19 protein-coding genes are annotated in these 18,204 nt (G+C 58.9%); 11 read left to right on the top strand and 8 right to left on the bottom strand.

The genetic code is table 11. The annotated features are described in order from the left end of the window. Position 1: 1 nt before the first annotated feature. From CUJ84_RS30490 to CUJ84_RS30470, 5 genes are all read left to right on the top strand, one after another. On the top strand, positions 2-1,696 hold the full coding sequence (locus tag CUJ84_RS30490) for a S8 family serine peptidase (RefSeq protein WP_105009655.1): 1,695 nt from the start codon (positions 2-4) through the stop codon (positions 1,694-1,696). A gap of 104 nt (positions 1,697-1,800) precedes the next feature. Next, on the top strand, positions 1,801-3,384 hold the full coding sequence (locus tag CUJ84_RS30485) for an aKG-HExxH-type peptide beta-hydroxylase (protein WP_105009362.1): 1,584 nt from the start codon (positions 1,801-1,803) through the stop codon (positions 3,382-3,384). Next, positions 3,384-4,343 (top strand): ThiF family adenylyltransferase, encoded by a 960-nt coding sequence (locus CUJ84_RS30480; protein WP_105009361.1) that lies wholly within the window; start codon positions 3,384-3,386, stop codon positions 4,341-4,343. The genes CUJ84_RS30485 and CUJ84_RS30480 overlap by 1 nt, the downstream gene beginning before the upstream one ends. Then, the gene (locus tag CUJ84_RS30475) at positions 4,340-4,537 is read left to right on the top strand and encodes a hypothetical protein (protein WP_105009360.1); all 198 of its coding nucleotides are present in this window, start codon (positions 4,340-4,342) and stop codon (positions 4,535-4,537) included. The genes CUJ84_RS30480 and CUJ84_RS30475 overlap by 4 nt, the downstream gene beginning before the upstream one ends. An 83-nt stretch (positions 4,538-4,620) precedes the next feature. Further along, positions 4,621-4,926, top strand: coding sequence for a DUF982 domain-containing protein (locus CUJ84_RS30470; protein ID WP_105009359.1), 306 nt, complete (start codon positions 4,621-4,623; stop codon positions 4,924-4,926). 299 nt (positions 4,927-5,225) lie between these two features. On the opposite strand, the gene CUJ84_RS30465 is transcribed toward CUJ84_RS30470, so the two are convergent. After that, positions 5,226-6,137, bottom strand: coding sequence for an HNH endonuclease (locus tag CUJ84_RS30465; protein WP_105009358.1), 912 nt, complete (start codon positions 6,135-6,137; stop codon positions 5,226-5,228). Positions 6,138-6,423: 286 nt separating this feature from the next. On the opposite strand from CUJ84_RS30465, the gene CUJ84_RS30460 reads away from it, so the two are divergent. The 4 genes from CUJ84_RS30460 (at position 6,424) to CUJ84_RS30440 (ending at position 10,823) form a co-directional block, all read left to right on the top strand. Then, positions 6,424-6,729, top strand: coding sequence for a hypothetical protein (locus CUJ84_RS30460; protein WP_105009357.1), 306 nt, complete (start codon positions 6,424-6,426; stop codon positions 6,727-6,729). Positions 6,730-7,069: 340 nt separating this feature from the next. Then, entirely contained in the window at positions 7,070-7,504 is a 435-nt protein-coding gene (locus tag CUJ84_RS30455; RefSeq protein WP_105009356.1) for a hypothetical protein, read from the top strand. A 386-nt stretch (positions 7,505-7,890) separates the two neighbouring features. Continuing rightward, positions 7,891-8,682, top strand: a complete 792-nt coding sequence (locus tag CUJ84_RS30450) for an SDR family NAD(P)-dependent oxidoreductase (protein WP_105009355.1) — start codon at positions 7,891-7,893, stop codon at positions 8,680-8,682. Between the two features lie 455 nt (positions 8,683-9,137). Further along, complete coding sequence (locus CUJ84_RS30440) at positions 9,138-10,823, top strand: adenylate/guanylate cyclase domain-containing protein (protein WP_245457614.1); 1,686 nt, start codon at positions 9,138-9,140, stop codon at positions 10,821-10,823. Between the two features lie 336 nt (positions 10,824-11,159). Here the strand turns inward: CUJ84_RS30440 and CUJ84_RS30435 are convergent, their stop codons facing one another. After that, on the bottom strand, positions 11,160-11,609 hold the full coding sequence (locus tag CUJ84_RS30435; RefSeq protein ID WP_105009352.1) for a hypothetical protein: 450 nt from the start codon (positions 11,607-11,609) through the stop codon (positions 11,160-11,162). Between the two features lie 686 nt (positions 11,610-12,295). On the opposite strand from CUJ84_RS30435, the gene CUJ84_RS30425 reads away from it, so the two are divergent. Then, positions 12,296-12,733: an RT0821/Lpp0805 family surface protein gene (locus CUJ84_RS30425; protein ID WP_348632685.1), complete on the top strand. Its 438-nt coding sequence runs from the start codon at positions 12,296-12,298 to the stop codon at positions 12,731-12,733. A 105-nt stretch (positions 12,734-12,838) separates the two neighbouring features. Here CUJ84_RS30425 and CUJ84_RS30420 read toward each other — a convergent pair whose 3' ends face one another. Further along, positions 12,839-13,507, bottom strand: coding sequence for a hypothetical protein (locus CUJ84_RS30420; protein ID WP_105009350.1), 669 nt, complete (start codon positions 13,505-13,507; stop codon positions 12,839-12,841). A 307-nt stretch (positions 13,508-13,814) separates the two neighbouring features. Between CUJ84_RS30420 and CUJ84_RS30415 the strand changes: the two genes are divergently transcribed. Further along, on the top strand, positions 13,815-14,786 hold the full coding sequence (locus tag CUJ84_RS30415) for a DMT family transporter (protein WP_105009349.1): 972 nt from the start codon (positions 13,815-13,817) through the stop codon (positions 14,784-14,786). Positions 14,787-14,873: 87 nt separating this feature from the next. Here the strand turns inward: CUJ84_RS30415 and CUJ84_RS30410 are convergent, their stop codons facing one another. From CUJ84_RS30410 to CUJ84_RS30390, 5 genes are all read right to left on the bottom strand, one after another. After that, positions 14,874-15,200 (bottom strand): thermonuclease family protein, encoded by a 327-nt coding sequence (locus CUJ84_RS30410; protein WP_245457613.1) that lies wholly within the window; start codon positions 15,198-15,200, stop codon positions 14,874-14,876. A gap of 216 nt (positions 15,201-15,416) precedes the next feature. Next, on the bottom strand, positions 15,417-15,638 hold the full coding sequence (locus tag CUJ84_RS30405) for a hypothetical protein (RefSeq protein WP_105009347.1): 222 nt from the start codon (positions 15,636-15,638) through the stop codon (positions 15,417-15,419). Positions 15,639-15,849: 211 nt separating this feature from the next. After that, a complete protein-coding gene (locus tag CUJ84_RS30400; protein ID WP_105009346.1) occupies positions 15,850-16,056 on the bottom strand; it encodes a hypothetical protein in 207 nt (68 codons plus the stop codon). A gap of 171 nt (positions 16,057-16,227) precedes the next feature. Then, positions 16,228-16,467, bottom strand: a complete 240-nt coding sequence (locus CUJ84_RS30395) for a DUF982 domain-containing protein (RefSeq protein WP_105009345.1) — start codon at positions 16,465-16,467, stop codon at positions 16,228-16,230. 357 nt (positions 16,468-16,824) lie between these two features. Then, positions 16,825-18,195, bottom strand: a complete 1,371-nt coding sequence (locus CUJ84_RS30390) for an alpha-glucosidase/alpha-galactosidase (protein WP_105009344.1) — start codon at positions 18,193-18,195, stop codon at positions 16,825-16,827. Positions 18,196-18,204 lie beyond the last annotated feature (9 nt).

The following is an 18,204-nucleotide window of genomic DNA, read 5'->3' as shown; positions in this document are numbered from 1 at the left end:
CATGACGGATCAAACACAAATGCCTGAGCCCGCACCGATCAACTACTATTATCTCTGGCACCTGACTGCCCTTGGCGTGGTCGACGCGGAATACGGATCGGCTCCGCCTGCTCCACCAGCGCTCGATGCGAGCGCTGCACGCGCGCTCCCCGATCCCCTCATCACCGGCACGGTCTGGGATGCCATCGCTTCTGCCGGCCCGTTGCGACCCGCGCGGGTCGCGCTGATCGATGTCGGCGTATCTCCGGATCATCCCAATCTGGCAACCCGGCTTGACCGGGACGCGTCAATCGATTTGACGACCCATCGTTACGGCGCGCGCGTGCTCGAAATACTCGATACGACGACGTCGTTTGACCGCGAAGAAAGGCATGCCTTCTTTGCCGGGCTCAACATCGCTCCGCTCGGCAATATCGGCCTTTCGAACGACGACCAGGACTATCTCAGTGATCTGGTTGCCGAATACGCCGCGTCAGAGGGCGTTCTCCGGCGGCTCTACAATCCGGAATCGCTGTTTGCGTCGCATGGTACCTGCTGCGCAGGGCTGATCGTCGGCGAACCCGCCGTTGTTGCGGAAGAAGGCACGCCAAGCCTTCCGCCGGAAGGAGCCTTCTACGGGAATGGCGACGAGCTGCGCACGAGCGGCAATCGCAATGTCATCCCCTATTTCGGCGTTGATCCTTTCTCAAGGCTCATCTCGATCAGAACGTCCTTCGAAGACGATGTCAGACAGTTCATTGCGGCCTTCCTTTATGCCTATCTTCAGAAAGCAGATGTGATCGTCTTGCCGCGCGGTCTGCCTGACCCGAAACGCAGCATCGTTGATCCGAAGAACGAGCTGAAGGCCGACCTGGAATTATGGAAAAACCAGGATGCCGCCAATCTGTTCACGCGCATTGCCCTTGCTGATCAAGGTGGACCTGAACTGGAGCCGAAGGCTGCGCAGAAAGGCTCCAATCCGGATCGTCCGTGGCATGTCCTCAAACAACTCATCCTCGCCATCAGCCGGCACATCCCGATCGTCTGCGCCGCAGGAAACAGTGGCGAGAGCCAGTTGATCTATCCGGCAAGTCTTGCCGCCGACAACAACGGCGTCATTGCAGTTGGGGCCGTTACCGTCGAAGGTTTCCGTTCGGGCTATAGCAATTACGGCGAAGGATTGACGTTAGTCTCCCCCTCTGACGACGGTGAGGTCTTCAACCGGCATCAGTTGCGCCTCGACCGGCTTTCTCCATTTGCCGCGCAGCACGACTACGGCGCTTTTCGAACACGGGAATACTACTATTCGCACTTCTCGCTGCTGACGACGGACCTGTCGGGGATTTTCGGCTATAATTATGGCTCCGATCCGTGGTCGGCCATCGTGCCGTTCGGAACCAATCCGGGCATCGGGGGCGGATACTACACTCCCTTCGGGGGCACCTCCGGCGCGTCGGCGCAGGTGGGCGGGTTATGCGCCCTGATACAGCGGGCTTACAAAAGCCGCCACGATCCCGGTGACCGCCTCTCGGGGCCTCAAGTGAAATCAATTCTGAAAGCCGCGTCCCGCCTGGACGCCATTGTCGCACCCGGAACGAGGAAACTGACGGCGGATTGCATGAATGCAGAAAGCGAGGACGCCGTCGAGATGGCCTATTTCTTCGGGTCGGGCCTGCCGAATGCGCGGGCGGCGGTTGAGGCGGCTCTGGCGATCTGACCCCTGCGGATGCGTTATCCAGAATTCTAAGCCTCCTCGATCGAGGAGGCTTTTTCTTTGTTTACGTCATTTTTACGGATTTTTAACGCCGAACTGGCGGGCGAATGACGCCCTTGGGGAATAGTGCCTCTCAACAGACGACGCGCAACGTTCCGATACCGGACGAAGCCGTCCCGAACTCCCGCATTTTTGCCCGAGATGCAACCTTGATCCGCCCGAAGACAAACTCACGGAGGCTGCCGATGTCCGCGTCCCACATACAACAATTGGCAGATGAGGCGCGCCTCCTGCTCAAGCGCAATCCCCTGATGGCAAGTACCGTCTCCCTGCAGCGCGTGGCAACACGCAACCTTTTGAAGCGACGCTTCCAATATGGCCGCACGCTTGCGGCGGCTTCGAAGCTCGCCGGTTGTTCGGCCGGGGTGGAGGCACTGTCAGGTTATTTCCCCGACCTGGCAGATGGCGGATACACTCGCCTGCCGGAGCTTCCGCCAGCGGTTGCCGGACCGGTCGGCGCCGACCCTTACCGTTCATCCGTACTTGCAGCCTGGATGGGTGCGCTCGCGCGCAGTCTGGAATGGCAGGCGGCCCGCCCCGATGTGCAGGTCGTCGGCCGCTATCTGCAGCCGGATCTGATCGCAGCGGATCTTGAACTCGAACGTCAGCCAGCGTGCCGGCTCTCTTGCGGAATCGGCCTCGTGCACATCGAAAGTCCCGCGCGAAGCCGTATCATGCAAGCCCTCCTGCGCCAATGCATGCCGGACTATCCCCGGCCCGGCTATCCGATCACCGACGATGCCGAATTGGATCGCATCGCCGACCATCTGGAGAAGGCATTCGCATTGATCGCGGACTTGGACGAGTACGGCCATCAGCGTCTGATCGCCGGCCTGCACACGCTTTACGTCGGCGTGCGACGCGAACCGCAGTGCTCCTTTTCGAGTTCGAACGAATTGCCGGGCAGCGCGCTCATCGTCCTTTCCAGAGAGAGATTGCGCGCCGGCGATCATGCCGCGACAGCGGCCCAAATGCTTCATGAGGCAGGGAATATCCTGCTCGGGTTCTATACGACCTCGGCAGCGGCATCCCTGCCCGGCGAGTACCAATATGTTTCCCCATACAAGAAGGACCTACAGACGCTCGAGAGCATCCTGCATACGGCCTACACCATTCCCTGGGAGTGCGCCTTGCGCATGGCATGCCTATCCACCGAGGCGAATCCTGAGCGCCGCGCCCGGAAAGCGGCATTCATAATCGCCTATGCCGCGCGGCAAGTCCCGCTCATCGACATAGCTCGGAAAGGTATCGAACGTCTTGGCGGCGATGTCCTCCTCGACCTCCCAGACATCGCCGCCATTCCTTCCTGGAGCAGTCGGATCTTGCTCCTCGTGAGCCAGTTGCTTGCCGAAGAGCCCATTGCGCACCGGCAGGCACATCTTGCCGAGCGCCAGCGCGTTCTCGATCGCCAAGCCTGGGATATTGGACAGATGCTGCTGCGCGGCAAGGCGCCGATCGATCCGCGGATGGGCCGGCGAGAGATCGATGACAGCGGCGACAATGTCAGCCTCTGGTACGACGGCAAATTCCACGTGATTGCGAAGACTCCCGACCATGCGATGGGCGAGGATTACGGTCACTACGCCGCGACGATCCGCGGGATCGCGCCCAGCGAGATGGAGGCGATCTGATGGTCAACTATCGGTCTCAACGACTACCGGCGGCCGCCAGCGCGCCTGTCGATTTCCCGAACTTCTTCACCCATAGGCTGGGGTGGGGCGGCAGCGGGGCTCTGTTCACCGGCAATAGTGCTGATCCTGTCGAGGAACGGAGCCCCAATGTTACCAGGCCTGCATTCGGCGCCTCGTTGGAGGGCTCCAATATGCCGGATGAGGACGAAGATGTCTCCACCGCAATGGATCACGACGACGCCTTCCTGACGCCTCTTGGCCATCGTCAACGCGACTTCGCAGGTTTTGGCGAAATCGACTTCGTCATTATCGGATGCGGCGGCTTGGGCTCGCAGATTGCCATCCAGCTTGCGGCCCACGGCGCGCGCCATTTCTATCTCGTGGATGCCGATCGTATCGACGAGAACAACTTGAACCATGTCCCATGGGCGAGCGAAGCTGATCTCGGCCGGCTGAAGACGGACAAGCTGGCGACCTGTCTGGCCGCGTGTTTCTCGGCCAGTGTCTTCGCGCTGCCGGAATTTGCGGAAGGGGCCGCAGCGCTCCGATTGATCGCAGATTACGCCCACAATCCGTTCGTCGTTCTCGCCGGCGACGATTCTCATCCGGCCCAAGAGTTCCTGACGGCTTGCCACGCATCGAAAGCCGGCCTGCCGCCCCATCTGCATGTCGGCCGCTCCCAAGCACATGGCATGGCAGGTCCCTCGGTCGCAGTGCATGAGGACGCATGTCCCGTCTGTCATTGCGCCGCCCAGGTCGCAACCGACGACGGCTTTCTCGCTCCACCGGCCGCTGCCGAGAACGCATTTATAGCCGGCCTTGCCGTGTCGCGGATTGCCCAAAAAAGCCTTTCGAGACACTCGGCCGCACGGGGACGCCGATGGATATTGGACCTCAAAAGCAATCAGGCCGATCTGCGTTCTCTCTGCGAACACCCCGAATGCAAGGTATGTCCATGAACACGCTATCTTCGTCTGGATATTGTTGCTCCGTTGGCGCAACTGCCGGAAAGAACGATGAGCTGACGATATCGGAAGCTCTTTGCGATCCACTGATCGCCATGGTGATGCGCGCCGATGGCGTGACCTCCGAAGAATTCAAGCGACTCCTTGAGGCGGCAGCCCGTGAGCTAAAAGCCAATCTGGCTAACTGATGGTTGACGAGCATGTGTGGCCGATCTCGGTCCGAAACCTTGGCCCGGCATTGGCACTGGCCGCCCCGCGGAGTTCAGGCACAATGAGATTCGATATGTTGAGAAACTTCCCAACGATAATTCTTGTTTTTGACGAAGGGAAAGATCGCAGGGTGATCCGTACCGCTCGCGAGGCTGCCCAACTGTTGCTGAAGGAATGGCCCATCGACGATGGTGAGGAATTCTTCACGGCGGTGAGAACCTGTTTGGAGGTCCTTACCGGAGATACCGAACCCGAGAAATTGCATGGGGCGATCGTCCGCGCCGCATATGAAGCGGGTATTGCAGCGATCACGACTGATAACAGCCTTGGTGTTCTGAGGATCTATCCAGTCAGCCAGGTCAGATAGTAGACCGCCGTTCACCCGCTCAACGCAATCCCGCTCCCATCGAGCCCCTTCGGCTATCGCCAATCCTGAAGAGCTGTGCCAAACCTCAGATTGAGTGAAACAGTCTTGGAAGTGCGGGTCTTGAACCGATGCGCGGAGCGACACTACCTTCTTATGGTTCAGTACTGGACTATGCCATCTGCTCACCTGGCCTAGGCCCCGCCACGGTTGTCGTCCAACCAGCCGGAAGCGTCTCGGATCATCAGTATATCGTTAGTAACGTTTAGGGTTAGCTTAAGCCGGCTTCGGACCGCACTTTGCTACTGCTTGAAGCAATTTTGGCGATGCCACTGGAGAAAATGAGGATGGGGCCGCTCGAACGGTTTTGAGGGCACGATTGCTCTTCCAGTCTTATTGATTAGGCCTTGGATGCTCTCCGGATCGTTGGCTTGCCGCGAGATCAGGATATCGAGGTCATCCGAGAGACCGACCAGGCCGCGATCGAACATCCAGTGTGCGGTGCCGGACAGAGCAATACCGTTGGTGAGGATGTCGGGTCCATTTGCTTCCACGGGGCGGATATGCGCAGCATCGACTTCCGCACGTCCGCCACCGTTTATGAGCTTCAGACCAGTAATTGCGCACCGTTTGTCATAGGCCTGCAAAACGAGCCGGCGAAACAGCCGATTACGAACGATCCGCGACGAGAGCTGCGAAATCCGATCGCGCTCATGCTCAAATATGAACGGCGCCTGAGCTCCGTCTTCAAATCCGTCGGCACGGCGCGTTACTCCCGGCTCACCCAACCGAGGCAGTTCAGGCTCATGCTCGTCAAGGCCAATCGACACGATGCGATTGAAATCTGCTGCGGATATTGGGCGCACCGCGGCCTGTGCTCTGCCGGAAATCCGCCCCTCCTCATTCAGCACGCCTCGCTCAATGACACCGTCCGGCCCACTGAACGGAACGGCATTGATGAAATCGAGGTAGCTGCCTGGCTCGATAAGGGCCAAATACATGCCGGACGCCTTCGGATCCGGAATGACTTGGGCCACCTTAGCGATGGCAAAATAGCCCCGGGTCGCCGCAACTTTGCGCGGCTCGTAATAAATGATCCAATCCTCGAGGTAGGCTTTCACGCGACCGAGATACTGGCGCGGGAACTGATATTGTTCTGCCGGGCTGTCGTCGTAGATCGAATCTGACCGGTGAATGAAAACGCCGAATCCCATTCCTGATGCGTAGCACGACCAGGTCGGTTCGGAATACGGCGCTTGCATCCTCCATCCAAAGAGAATTGATCAGCAATAATTGGCGAGGAACAGTTGCAGGCGTCTGGGTTTCGAAGAGTGCAGCTCACGAGCAAGCCGCAGGCCACCAACCAGTTTGAAAACCCTCGACCCGCCAACTCAATTTGCAGATGAGCGGCGACAGACGACGGCTAGCGCAAAGTTTCAATTGACCGTTTCCGATGGCGAGGCGACACTCTTAACCTGCAGCGAGGCAGGAGGAAAAACGATGGACGACACAGACCGGTGGCGCGACATGGCAAATGCACCGAGAGACGGTAGCCGGATCCTCGTCACGATACGCCCGTCCGAACAGGGGCCGGCAGAAGTTGACCTCGCCTATTGGTCGAATGGCGATCAGTTCGGTGCAGAAGGCTGGCGCGCCTCTGATTCCTCGCCCGGGCACATCATCGAATATGCCGAGCCGGAATTGAAGTGTTGGATGCCGATGCCCTCGGCCAACCTCAATCGCACCTCGATGCCCTCCCCTTGGGAAGGCGACGATGACGAGGAGCTCCACGGGTCAGGGATCTGATAACGCGCGCTACGATGTTTCGATAGGCGGCGGGTGGCAAATCCAGTTGAGAATGACCCGAGACTGCCAACTCAGCGGCGCCTTAGAGGAAACCGTACGAACGGCGTGTCGTCGACAACCGGCAACCGTTTCACTTCAACAGTGTCGCTCGACACTGCATGGCCAAGCGTAGCCCGCAGACCTGCGTGCAAACCTCATGCTTCGCCGGTTCTATGATCATCGCGCCGATCTGTTCGGCCAGCAGCAGATGCCGTCCAATCGTGATTGGACATCGGCTGCGACCTGAGCGACGCTGTTTTTGGGAGCGGACCATCTATTTTTCCGGAGATAGGAGGCCGAGATGGAACAGTACGCACTAGACCAGTTGAAAACCATTGCGAAGGTCAGCACGACCTGCAAGCGCCTTGAAATGACGCGGCGCGAACGGCTTGAACGGTGGGCCGAAAGTCTCGAACACAGCCCCAGACCGTTTCTCAAGACGCTTCACGAAACCGAATATCAGCCGATGGCAGATCGGCTTGCTCTGCGGGCTGACGGCACCCCGATCTCTGTTGCATTCGCTGATCCCATTCTGCGGGCGGCAGGAATGGAAAATGATAGCTATGGAGAAGCCAAAGGGTTCTTCGAACTCAGCGACGAGCAATTGCATGATCTTGTCTGCTTCTGCCATTTTGGTGAACGCGTCAGCGCGACAGTCGTCGCTCGCCGTTTGCGAAAGATGGCAGGTTGCAAACCAAGCGGGTTTTTCGCTCAGCTTCGTGCGTTCTTTGGCTGATTGAAGCGAAAGCTCACCATATGACGTGCTGGTCGGGGATGCATCGATCCCCTCCGGCGGGTGGTACACGCGACCACCGAGGCCAGACCGGTCGGGTCGTTGCTCCTGCGGCATCGACTATCGCTGACATTTTGAGGGGCCGATTTTTGAAGCGCTTGGCTTCTGCCGGTCAACCGCCGGGTCCAGGCTTTCCGCGCTGGCCGACCACGCCCCTAGGGATTTGGCGCGCTGGGAAACCAACGGGCGACCCGCGGGTACCGCACTGAAGGTGGCGTGTTGGCCGGGCGACATCCTTCCCTATCTGGAAGGATTATCCGCATCCTGGACTGTTGCGAGACCGCTCGCCAGTTCATACGTTCTGTGATCCAACCTCACAGGAGCAGAAGATGCAGATCGACCTCACAGGCAAGACCGCGCTAGTCACGGGATCGACCGAAGGCATTGGATACGCGATCGTCCGCCAGCTCGCGAGGGCGGGCGCAGACGTGGTAGTCAATGGCCGGTCCCAAGAAAAGACCGCGAAGGCGGCGGACCGCCTGACAGGCGAAGGTGCCAGGGGAAGCGTGACCGCCGTCGCAGCCGACCTCGCAACCGCTGAAGGATGCGACGCACTCGTCGCCAAAGTTCCTCATGTGGACATCCTCATCAACAATGCGGGCATCTTTCAGCCGCTCGACTTCTTCGAGGCGAACGACGAGGTGTGGGATCGCCACTGGCAGGTAAACGTCATGTCGGCCGTCAGGCTTTCACGTGCATATCTTCCCGGCATGCAGAAGGTCGACTGGGGCCGCGTCATCTTCATCGCGTCGGAATCCGGCTTCAACATTCCGGTCGAGATGATCCACTACGGCGTCAGCAAGACTGCAGACATCGCGGTTGCCCGCGGCCTTGCCAAGCGCATGGCTGGCACGGGCGTCACCGTAAACTCCGTTCTTCCCGGCCCCACGCTTTCCGAAGGCGTCGAGGCGATGCTTGCCGATGAGCGTGCGAAAACGGGAAAGCCGATCGAGGAGGTCGCGGCGGACTTCGTCAAGAAGCATCGCGGCAGTTCGATCATCCAACGAGCTGCGAGCGTCGAGGAAATCGCCAACCTCGTCACCTATCTGGCCTCGCCTTTGGCGTCCGCAACGACCGGGGCTTCGATGCGAGTGGATGGAGGACTGATCGACACGCTTTAACGGGGCTCCAGCGACCGGCCACTGCACCGTCTTTGTCGGAAGTTGTCTCCGCGATGCGCCGCAGTGGCGGGCTATTTGGTAACTTCCGAAGCTCTTCTATCCTCATCGCTTCGCAGACCAGTAGCCTGTCGAAAAGACGACGCTCGAAGTAGCCTCGGTCCGCAACCTGGAAGCCTTCTGGTGTGATTTCGTGAAGTCGATGAAATCGTCGACGGCGGTCGCGAAAGGTGAGTTCATTGAAGGTGCTTACCTATTGCTCCAAGGAGGTGCGAAGGCAGCCCGGAGCTGGGTCCAGGTGCGGGTCTCGGCGCTTGCTCGACCAATGGTGGGTAGCGGAGCGTTATCCCTCCGTGTGCATGACATCAGTGCCGTAAGACTGTACATTCCATTCGAAGCACTTGCCGTTTAGTCGGGATTTGTCACGGATGTCCTCTTCGCCCACCACCAGACGACTGATGGCCATCCTGACGACGGACGTTGTCGGTTATTCGCGCATGATGGAAGCCGACGAAGAAGGAACACTGGCAAGCGTTAGTCGCTTGCAAGAAGAGATTCTCAAGCCTCGAATCCTCAAGAGTGGCGGTCGGACAATCAAAGTTATGGGTGACGGCCTACTTTCGATATTCGATAGCCCGGCCGTCGCCATCTCGACGGCGTTACAGGTACAGCATCTGCTGGCAAGCGAGGCTGTAGCTGCCAGTGGCACCGATCCTCTTCGAATTCGAATTGGTATAAACTACGCCGAGGTCCTGATCACCGAGGACGATGTGTTCGGCGACGGCGTGAATGTTGCGGCGCGCCTCGAACAACACGCGTTACCGGATGGCATCTGCATCTCAGAAACAACGCACGACATCCTCCCAGAGGAATTGCAGCGGCTGTTTGTAGATGGAGGACTGCTACATCTGAAAAATATTTCCAGGCCGGTGCGTGCATGGCATTGGCCTCGCACTCCCACAATAGTGCAGTCAATTCGAACTGTCGTCGCCGTCCTTCCCTTTCAAAGTGCAGATGAAGCAGCGAACGAGTTCCTCGTCGACGGCTTTACTGAGGACATCATCTCCGGTCTGGCAAGATTCAGGAGCCTGTCGGTGATTGCGGTGTCCTCAGCGTTTGCGTTCCGTGATCGCTCGGAGGGTTTAAAGGAAGTTGGGCGCAAGCTCGCTGCCAACTATCTCGTGACAGGCAACATGCGTCGGTCGGGAGACGAGGTTCGGATCACGGTGCGGATGATCCAAGCCGACACGGAGCGGTTGGTCTGGTCTGAGAAATATCGGCGGCAAGCGGCAGATATCTTCAGCATCCAGGACGAGATCGTGAAAATGATTGTCGCAAATCTCGTGGGCCAAATCGAAAGCTGTGATTATCGAGAGTCCCTCCGGCGGCCGCCGGCCAGCCTCGCTGCTTACGAATATTATCTGCGAGGGCTCGTGCATCTCAGAGGCTACGAGCCGGATGACAACGTCAAGGCAGTGGAGATGTTCGAAGCAGCGGTTGCGGGCGACGGAGGCTTTGCACTGGCACACGCTCATCTTGCATTGGCGAGGATAGCGGTCGGCGGCTATTCCAACGCGCCGGAGGCTGTACTTCGCGACGGGATCGCCCTCGCTCGTCATGCCGTAAAGTTAGACGAAGGAGAGGCTGGCGCCCATCGTGTACTCGGGCTCGCTCACCTTTACTTGAAGGATTTTGACAACTCCGAAAGAGAATTCCGCCTAGCATATAAGCTCAATTCCAGTGACGCCCATGCATTGGTCCAGCTCGGCGGACTTCTGGCAAGGCGAAACCGTATAGACGAAGCGCTTCCCTTGGTCGAGGAAGGGATGCGGCTCAACCCCTACCCGCCTCACTGGTATCACGCAGTTTTGGGTAATCTTCTCTATTTTAAGGGCGACTACCAGCAGGCCCTAGCGGCGCTAAAGCAGCTACCGAACCCCGGAAAGTATACCAGTACCCGAATGATCGCCTGCTTGTCGATGGCGGGCCGCTCCCAGGAAGCTGCCGCACTTGCCAAAAGCGTTCGCGAAAATCATCCAGATCTGACGATCGGGGAGTTTTTGGCGCGAGGGATCGTGGTCGAAACTGTCGAACAGACTGAGAAATTCAGACGGGGCCTGTTGGGAACGGGATTGCCGGAGTGATTGGACGTCGATGACCATGTCCAGAGGCCGGAGGAGTATGCCCATGCCATGAGCAAGCATGATCATTCGAAACGCGACGGACGCCGGAACGTCGTGCCGGTCTGCCACTATGCTCTTTGCTCGAACCAGAGAGTGTCCTCGTTCGGGAACTGACCGCGCTATCGCCTTCGACCCCTCCCACGGCGCGCACATCCAGAAACGTCAACTCTTCCCGCGTCAGCAAGAGGACCGGCATCAGCACCAGGATAACCCGTCGTCCTCGGCTGCCTGCCCCTGCCCTCGCCTTCAAATCGAACGTGACTGGGTCGCGCGTGAGTAACACATCTTAGAGCAACATCAATCCTGGTTTGGTATCGGCTTACCCTCGTAGCGCACGCGAAAATTCCTCCTGTGAAAATCTTGCTCGAAGCAGACGAAGACGAGCTCCAGGTCGTTTGCGCTATCGCGCTTCCCAAGGAGGCTGAGTGTGACAACGACAACGCCGCTGTATCCGCGCGTCAGGCGGAAAGCCGCGTTACGGATGTCAGTGCCTTCCGGATCCTCCCGGTCTTCGCGGCGCTCATAGATGACCCAGAAGCGGGCAGCATCCCAGGTCTGCCGCAGGATTTGGCTGACCTCTGCCTTGAACTCCTCGGCAAGCATTGCCGGACCCCAAGACAATGCCGTCTCGCCCGCATCGCTAACGACATTGAGGTAACCGTCATATTGGTAAGTGCCTGACAGTGACCGTTCGATCATCTCGAATGCCGAGTTTTCGCTGATTGTTGTTTTGAAGAAAATGGCCATCGAATCGCTGCGTTTCACTAACCGCCTGTCGGTAAGACGGCTAGACTACTGGGCGTCGCCTGGGCGAGCAACGCAGACTTAATTGTCGGGTAGCTGCGGCCGCGAAGGAAAGCTGGGTTGACAGCCAATGTCGCGCGCGCTCGGTCGCGTCCGCGTTTTGCCTGGCTGGGCAAGAGAAAATGCGACCGGCTACAGGGAAATTTCCTGGGCGCCCCGATGTCTGCCAAAGCTACCCATGGCTCCCGCGAATCCGGCCTGCCACGCGTGCCATGAGCGAACTCATCTCCTCTGCCGGCGGGGTGACCGGCGTCCAATTTTGACTCTGACTCAGTTTTGATGCAGTTGCGACGATGCTGCTTTGCTGGTTTCCACAAAGGAATCAGCCTATGAGCACCATGTTTCGCCCCTCTGATTTGGTACCGGCTGGTTTCATCGCCCAACGCATCACCCAGATTGACGATGAGACCTGCATCTTGCTTTCCCGAGCCGGCGCTACCGCGTCAGGTCCGGCAAGCGGACGAATGTCGCGAACGGTTCGAAGCCGCTATTGCCGCCAGGTCGCGGACCTCCCCTGTCAGGAAGGCGCGTCAGGCCTCGCATGCGCACGCGGAGGCTCAGCTGGAGAAATGGCGGTAGCCGTTCGCGCCCCGCGACCGATTTCCTGAAGATGCAATGAGCAGCAGTCAATGGCGCCTGCATCTGGTCACAATGCGATGTCATATGCAGCGTCCGAAAGGCTGGTTTGTCACTCTATGCTTTCAAAACTGATCATGGTTGCCATAGTGTCCCCTGCGCTGGTGCTTGCCGCTTGCTCGCATCCCGAGCCGCTTCAGACGTCCACAGTTGCTCCGGCCGCTCCGACGGCAGTTCCGATCACTGACCAAACGGTGATTGCCGAAACCGTGGGACGGGCCGCGGTCGGTTCCGATCCGCTAGCGTGGGCCAACCCGTCAACTGGCAGCGCTGGGGTTATCGAGCAGGTCCGGCCGGGTACAAACAATCCAAACGGATGCCGCGACTTCGTCACAAGCAAGCAAAGTCTTGAGGGGGTGACTCGGTTCAATGGTGTTGCTTGTCCAGCAGATGGGTCTTGGAAGATAAACGGCTCATCGGGCCTGCACTAGCAACCAAGTTGGATGGGGTCAGCGATTGCTCTTGCATTTCAACTCCCTATTGCGGATCTCAATCGAAATTTCCTGCTCGTCAGCAGAGCGATTCATTGCGTTAGATCAGTCAGCTTCATCGCCTCTCTTTGGAAATAGTTGCAGGACATTCGATCCGTTCGATTGCGTGACAGTCCCAGTCGCTCGACGGCCGGAGCTTCGTTCTCCCACGCTCAGGATCGCCGATACGAGCCCCTCACGCTGGCGATAGTAGTCAGGCTTGACAGGCAGCGTCAGGCCGAACTCTTCAAGCATGCGCTCAATCAGGTCCATGGCCTCGGCTGCAAGACCCGCATAACCTTCCTGGCGCTTCTCAAAGAAGCCATCGAACCCGGGCCGAGACAGATCGAGGCTATCCAACGCATAGTTGAGGTTCTTGACCCGGTTCGACAGCCACAAGATTTCGTCTGACAACTCGGCAGTGAAAAGCTTCCAATCGGCGTCCTTCGGAAGCGAAAGGACAGGATCCGGAACGTGAAACGCGAATTCGCCCTCATCCATCGGATTGAATTCTGGGATGTCCCGGACTGCCGCATAGCTTGCGCCAACGAAGTCGTCGAGCGCCAACACTGTCATCATCGCCAGATTTCTCGCCTCGCTTCGTGGGCGTCGATTGATCTGCTTTCTTGCGAGCTGAATCACGGTGGGGATGAAGGCGCCAGCAGTAAAGCCACCGGCTGCAATCAGCGCTCCCATTGCCATTATTCCTTGAGTGGTTTCGAAGAACTGCGTCAAAAGTCACCTCATTCGATTGGCGATGCGGGTCGCGTCGGAGGCCTTCTAGGTGATGCCCGAGCACCGCGACTGAGTGTAATCACATGATGCTTTCTGTCCTGGGGTAGTCGTTGACGCTGCAGGGCGCAGTTTGGCGCAAAAGCTGCCGAGGCTCGTCAGCGATCGGTCCCAAGCAGCCAGCGGCTAGTCATCGCGAATGCTGCGTTTTAATCGTCGCTGTCCCCCCGGGGCTGGAGGTCGTCCTCAATAGACGAAGTGCCGCCGCCTTCATCTGTGCAGCACACGGGAACTGTGGCATAACTGGGCCATGGCGATACATGTCTTGGCGGTCCATCGCGACACGGTCGGGACGGAACAGGCGGCGGGCGGTTCGCTTGCAGCCGCCTATTCCGTGGGGGTTGTCTGCTGGCTGCTGTCGGCCGGCGTCTATATCGCCGCGAAATGGGTCTCTTCGGAGATGCCGCCCTGGGCGCTTTGCTTCTGGCGTGTGCTGATCGCCTGGGCGATCCTGATGCCGATCGTGTACCAGCATTTCGGCGCCATGGTCGCTCTCATGCGGGCTCGCGGCCTCGAGTTGCTCGCCATCGGCGGTATGGGGCTTGCGATCTGCCAGGGCCTGATTTTTGTCGGCCTCGAACATGCCGATGCCACTACCGCCGGCATCATCATCGCCCTGATCCCGATTATCACTATGATTCTTGCCCGTTTCATTCTGGCTGAGCCGATGGGACGCTGGCAGGTGATCGGATCGATCCTCGCCTTTCTCGGGATCGTGGTCATCATCGTCAAAGGCAGCCCGGCTGCGCTCTTACGTCTCGACCTCAATCCCGGAGAGCTGTGGATCGTCGCTGGCGCGTTCTGTTTCAGCCTCTATACCGTCCTGCTCCGCCGGGCGAAATTCGATGTGAATCGCCTTGCTCTCCTGGTACTCCTCCTCGGTGCGGCGGTGCTGACGGCCCTGCCCTTCTACCTGTTTGAGCTTGTCTCCGACGAGCGCTCCACGCTGAATGCCAGCGGCCTTATCGCGCTCGGCTATGTCGCGATCCCTGGCGGCGCGGTTATGTATTATCTCTTCAATCGTAGCATCGAGGCCCTGGGGGCGGCGCGGGCGGGTGTGCTGCTTTACATCCAGACGATCTTTATCGCCGTGCTCGCCTACCTGTTCCTCGGCGAACAGTTGCAACGCTATCATCTCGAAGGCGCGGCACTCATAGTCGCCGGCTTGCTTCTCATCATCCTGCTGAAGCCAACGACCAGAGCGGAGACGACCAAAGCCTGAGGACGAACGCAATGGCTTTCCTAGTGACCGCTTCTGGCGCGAAGCGCCTCTTGTAGGTTTTGGGGTTTCATCGGCGAATCCCGCACCTCAGCAAGCCGCCCGCCGCTTTGAGCGCGCGGCCCTCGCCTCACATGGAATTTCGAACGACCCACGCCAACCCCCCGCACGCGCCGCCTGGGCTATTGCCTGATCGCCCCGGAACAAGCCCTTCGAGTATCGGAGCCAGTCGATCGCCCAGCCCTGCCTGACCAGCCAGGAATTCACGCTCTGCCCATCTGCCCTGAAGCAATCGGCAACAACGCGCCGATACCTGTCCTTGCCGTGGCCCACGCAGCGGATCGGGCGCGATTTCGAAAGGAATTCGTCGAGTGCGAACGCGGCATCCTTGCCGCAACGGTACGGCCTCCCTGCCACGTCGCGACACTGCCAGCTTTCCGGAGCATCGATCCCATTCAGCCGGATCCGCTCGTCATGGGCGAAGCCAGCGCCGAGTTATGGCGGGAGTGTCTATGTGGGCGGCTATTATCGTAAGAATGGCACCTACGTGCGCGGGTATACCTGACGACGATGATCACTCGCAAAAGGGTGGGGGGTTTATGACAATTTCACTGCGACGGTTGGGCTTTAGCCTCAATATTGTCGAGCATCGAATTCTTCAATCGTCTCGGGATCCTGCTTATATTCCCATTGCACACCGTTCAGCCGGCGCCAGATTTGTCCCGATGGGTTTCGGGCGGCGCCGTCGACGAGTGGCACCGGCAGGAGTGTCTCGTATTTGTGCCAGAGTGTGACGTCAGTGACGTTAGCCTGCTTGGGCTTCCGGAACAGGTTGAAAAGGAGTGCGAAGTCCATTGGCCGATTTTCTCCAACGGATTCAACTATAGGGACATTTTGGGTACTTTCAAGTACCATAATTTTGGGAACCCGACGCGCGGAAAATATCGGCGCCACTGCTCACGAGTAGCATGCGTCATAGGTCGAACAAAGGTCAGCTAGGGGCCCGATTGCGAACGCAGCACAGAGGCCTCTGAGGTAGCAAAGACGCCTCCAATTCTAGAAGCGCCTACATATCCGCGTTGTCGTTGAACGGCAGTCCGCGAGTTCTCCATTCGTCCCTCAGTATATCTTCCAGGTCCTCGACCGTGAATTCGTCGAAGTTTGCCCAGAGCTGCACGGCCAGCGCCTTCAGATTCGACGTTGTTTCTGGGTCAGCTTCGGCCGCCGCGGCAAGTCGATAGATTTCCTGGCGGAGTGCATCACTCTCTGTCATGTCGCTCCTCATGGCACTCCTGTTCGATGGCAGGTAACGAACAAGGTAATCCCTAAAGGCTTCGCACAGTTCCGATGAAGCTCCCGATTTCAGCTGAGGCCGGCGAGCGCGTTGCTCGCGGGACGTCGAGGGCGGGAGGCATGATCATTTTTCACTTGGGACGAAGCAACGTTAAGTTTGTCGCAGGATGCCGGCCTCCTTCGCCGCAGCCTCAAACGCAGCTCGCGCTTCCGCACCGGGAACAACGCCATTCGCCGCGTCCAGGCATACCTTCCGCGCTGTCGCGTAGCTCGCGCTTCTGTTGTCGGGCCAGTATTTCTTCAAAAATGCGACCGCCTCTCGAGTGCTCCTGATGACGTGAAAACGATCATCTATCTTCAATTCGACGTTCGCATCCCAGATGCTGATCATGGCGTCCTCCGTGGGGCAGGCTTCCCACAAACGTATATTAGGAAGATCTGTTCCAAGCGGACGATCCGGCCGGAATTTTGGCAGCAGCATGAGGCTCTTTCGTTTTAACCCAACAACCGCTCGCGTTAGCCGTCGTTGTTGCGCTGCGTCCTACCGCCGTGCTTCGAAAGCTTCGCCTTATCTTCGGTCAAGCGCCTTCGATTCGGCTCTGCAGGTGCATTTAAGAAAGTGGTGACAGGATGTCGATCCGGCCGTGCGAGTCACGTCCCCAAATCGCAAAGCGCCCCATCCTCACGCAAAGAGCCCCGCGGTTGTTGCGACCGCGGGGCTCCTTGACGCCTCACCCGGGAGAGGGGGTCAGGCGGCCTGTACCTTGCGGGTCGTGCGTGCCCATTCGGGCAGCCAGTCGCCATGGGTGGCGAGCAGATCGTCGACCAGCGACCAGATCTGGTCGAGGTCGAGTTCGGCGGCCGTATGCGGGTCCATCATCGCGGCGTGATAGATATGCTCGCGATTCTCGGTCATCAGTGCCTGCACCGTCAGTTCCTGGACGTTGATATTGGTGCGGATCAGCGCGGTCAGCTGCCGCGGCAGGTCGCCGATGAAGGTCGGCTGGATGCCGGAGGCATCGACGAGGCATGGCACTTCGGCGGCGCAATTGGCGGGCAGCGAGGTGATGCAGCCATTGTTGCGGACATTGCCGTAGATCACCGAGGGTTCGCCGGTCCAGACCGAATTGATGATCGAGGAGGCATATTCCTTCGACGGCTGGACCTCGATCTTGTCAGCCGAGCGATAGGCCTCGGCCTGCCCTTTCCAGCGCTCGATCTGCTCGATGCAGCGCTTCGGATATTCATCGAGCGGAATACCGAATTTCTCGATCAGGTCCTCGCGCCCTTCCTTGATGAAATAGGGCGTGTATTCGGCGAAATGCTCCGAGCTTTCGGTGACGAAATAACCGAGCCGCGTCAGCATCTCGTAGCGCACCTTGTTCGGGCAGCGCGGGTTCCAGCCGGGCTTCGGCGCCCTGCCCTCGCGATAGGCGCGCAGCAGGTCGGGATAGAGGTTGCGGTAGGAACCGTCCGGCTGGCGATGCTCGAAATTGAGATAGAAGGCCATGTGGTTGATGCCGGCCGCACGGTAACGGATTTCCTCGTAGGGAATGTCGAGGTCGTGCGCCAGTTCCATCGCCGTGCCCTGCACCGAATGGCAGAGGCCGACCTGGCGAATGGTCGGATATTTCTCTGATATCGCCCAGGTGTTGATCGCCATCGGGTTGACATATTGCAGCATGATCGCCTCGGGGCAGACGGCGAGCATGTCCTCGCAGACCTTCCAGAGATGCGGCACGGTGCGAAGCCCGCGCATGATGCCGCCGACGCCGAGCGTATCGGCGATCGTCTGGCGCAGCCCGTATTTCTTCGGCACTTCGAAATCGGTGACCGTGCAGGGCTCGTAGCCGCCGATCTGGAAGGCGACGACGACGAAATCGGCGCCCGAAAGCGCCTTGCGCTGGTCGGAATAGGTCTCGGCCTTCGCCTTCACGCCGAGCGTCGAGATCAGCTTGTTGACGACGACGGCGCTTTCCTCAAGCCTCTGCGGGTTGAGATCCATCAAGGCGATCGTCGCGCCCGACAGGGCCGGACGCTGCAACACGTCGCCGACGATGTTCTTCATGAAGACGGTGGAGCCAGCTCCGATGAAAGTGATTTTGGGATTTCTTGCCATTATAACCTC

Source organism: Rhizobium leguminosarum (genome assembly GCF_002953715.1).
Taxonomy (GTDB): domain Bacteria; phylum Pseudomonadota; class Alphaproteobacteria; order Rhizobiales; family Rhizobiaceae; genus Rhizobium; species Rhizobium leguminosarum_V.
The sequence above is the reverse complement of the archived record's forward strand: the minus strand, read 5'-3'. Positions and strand labels throughout refer to the sequence as shown.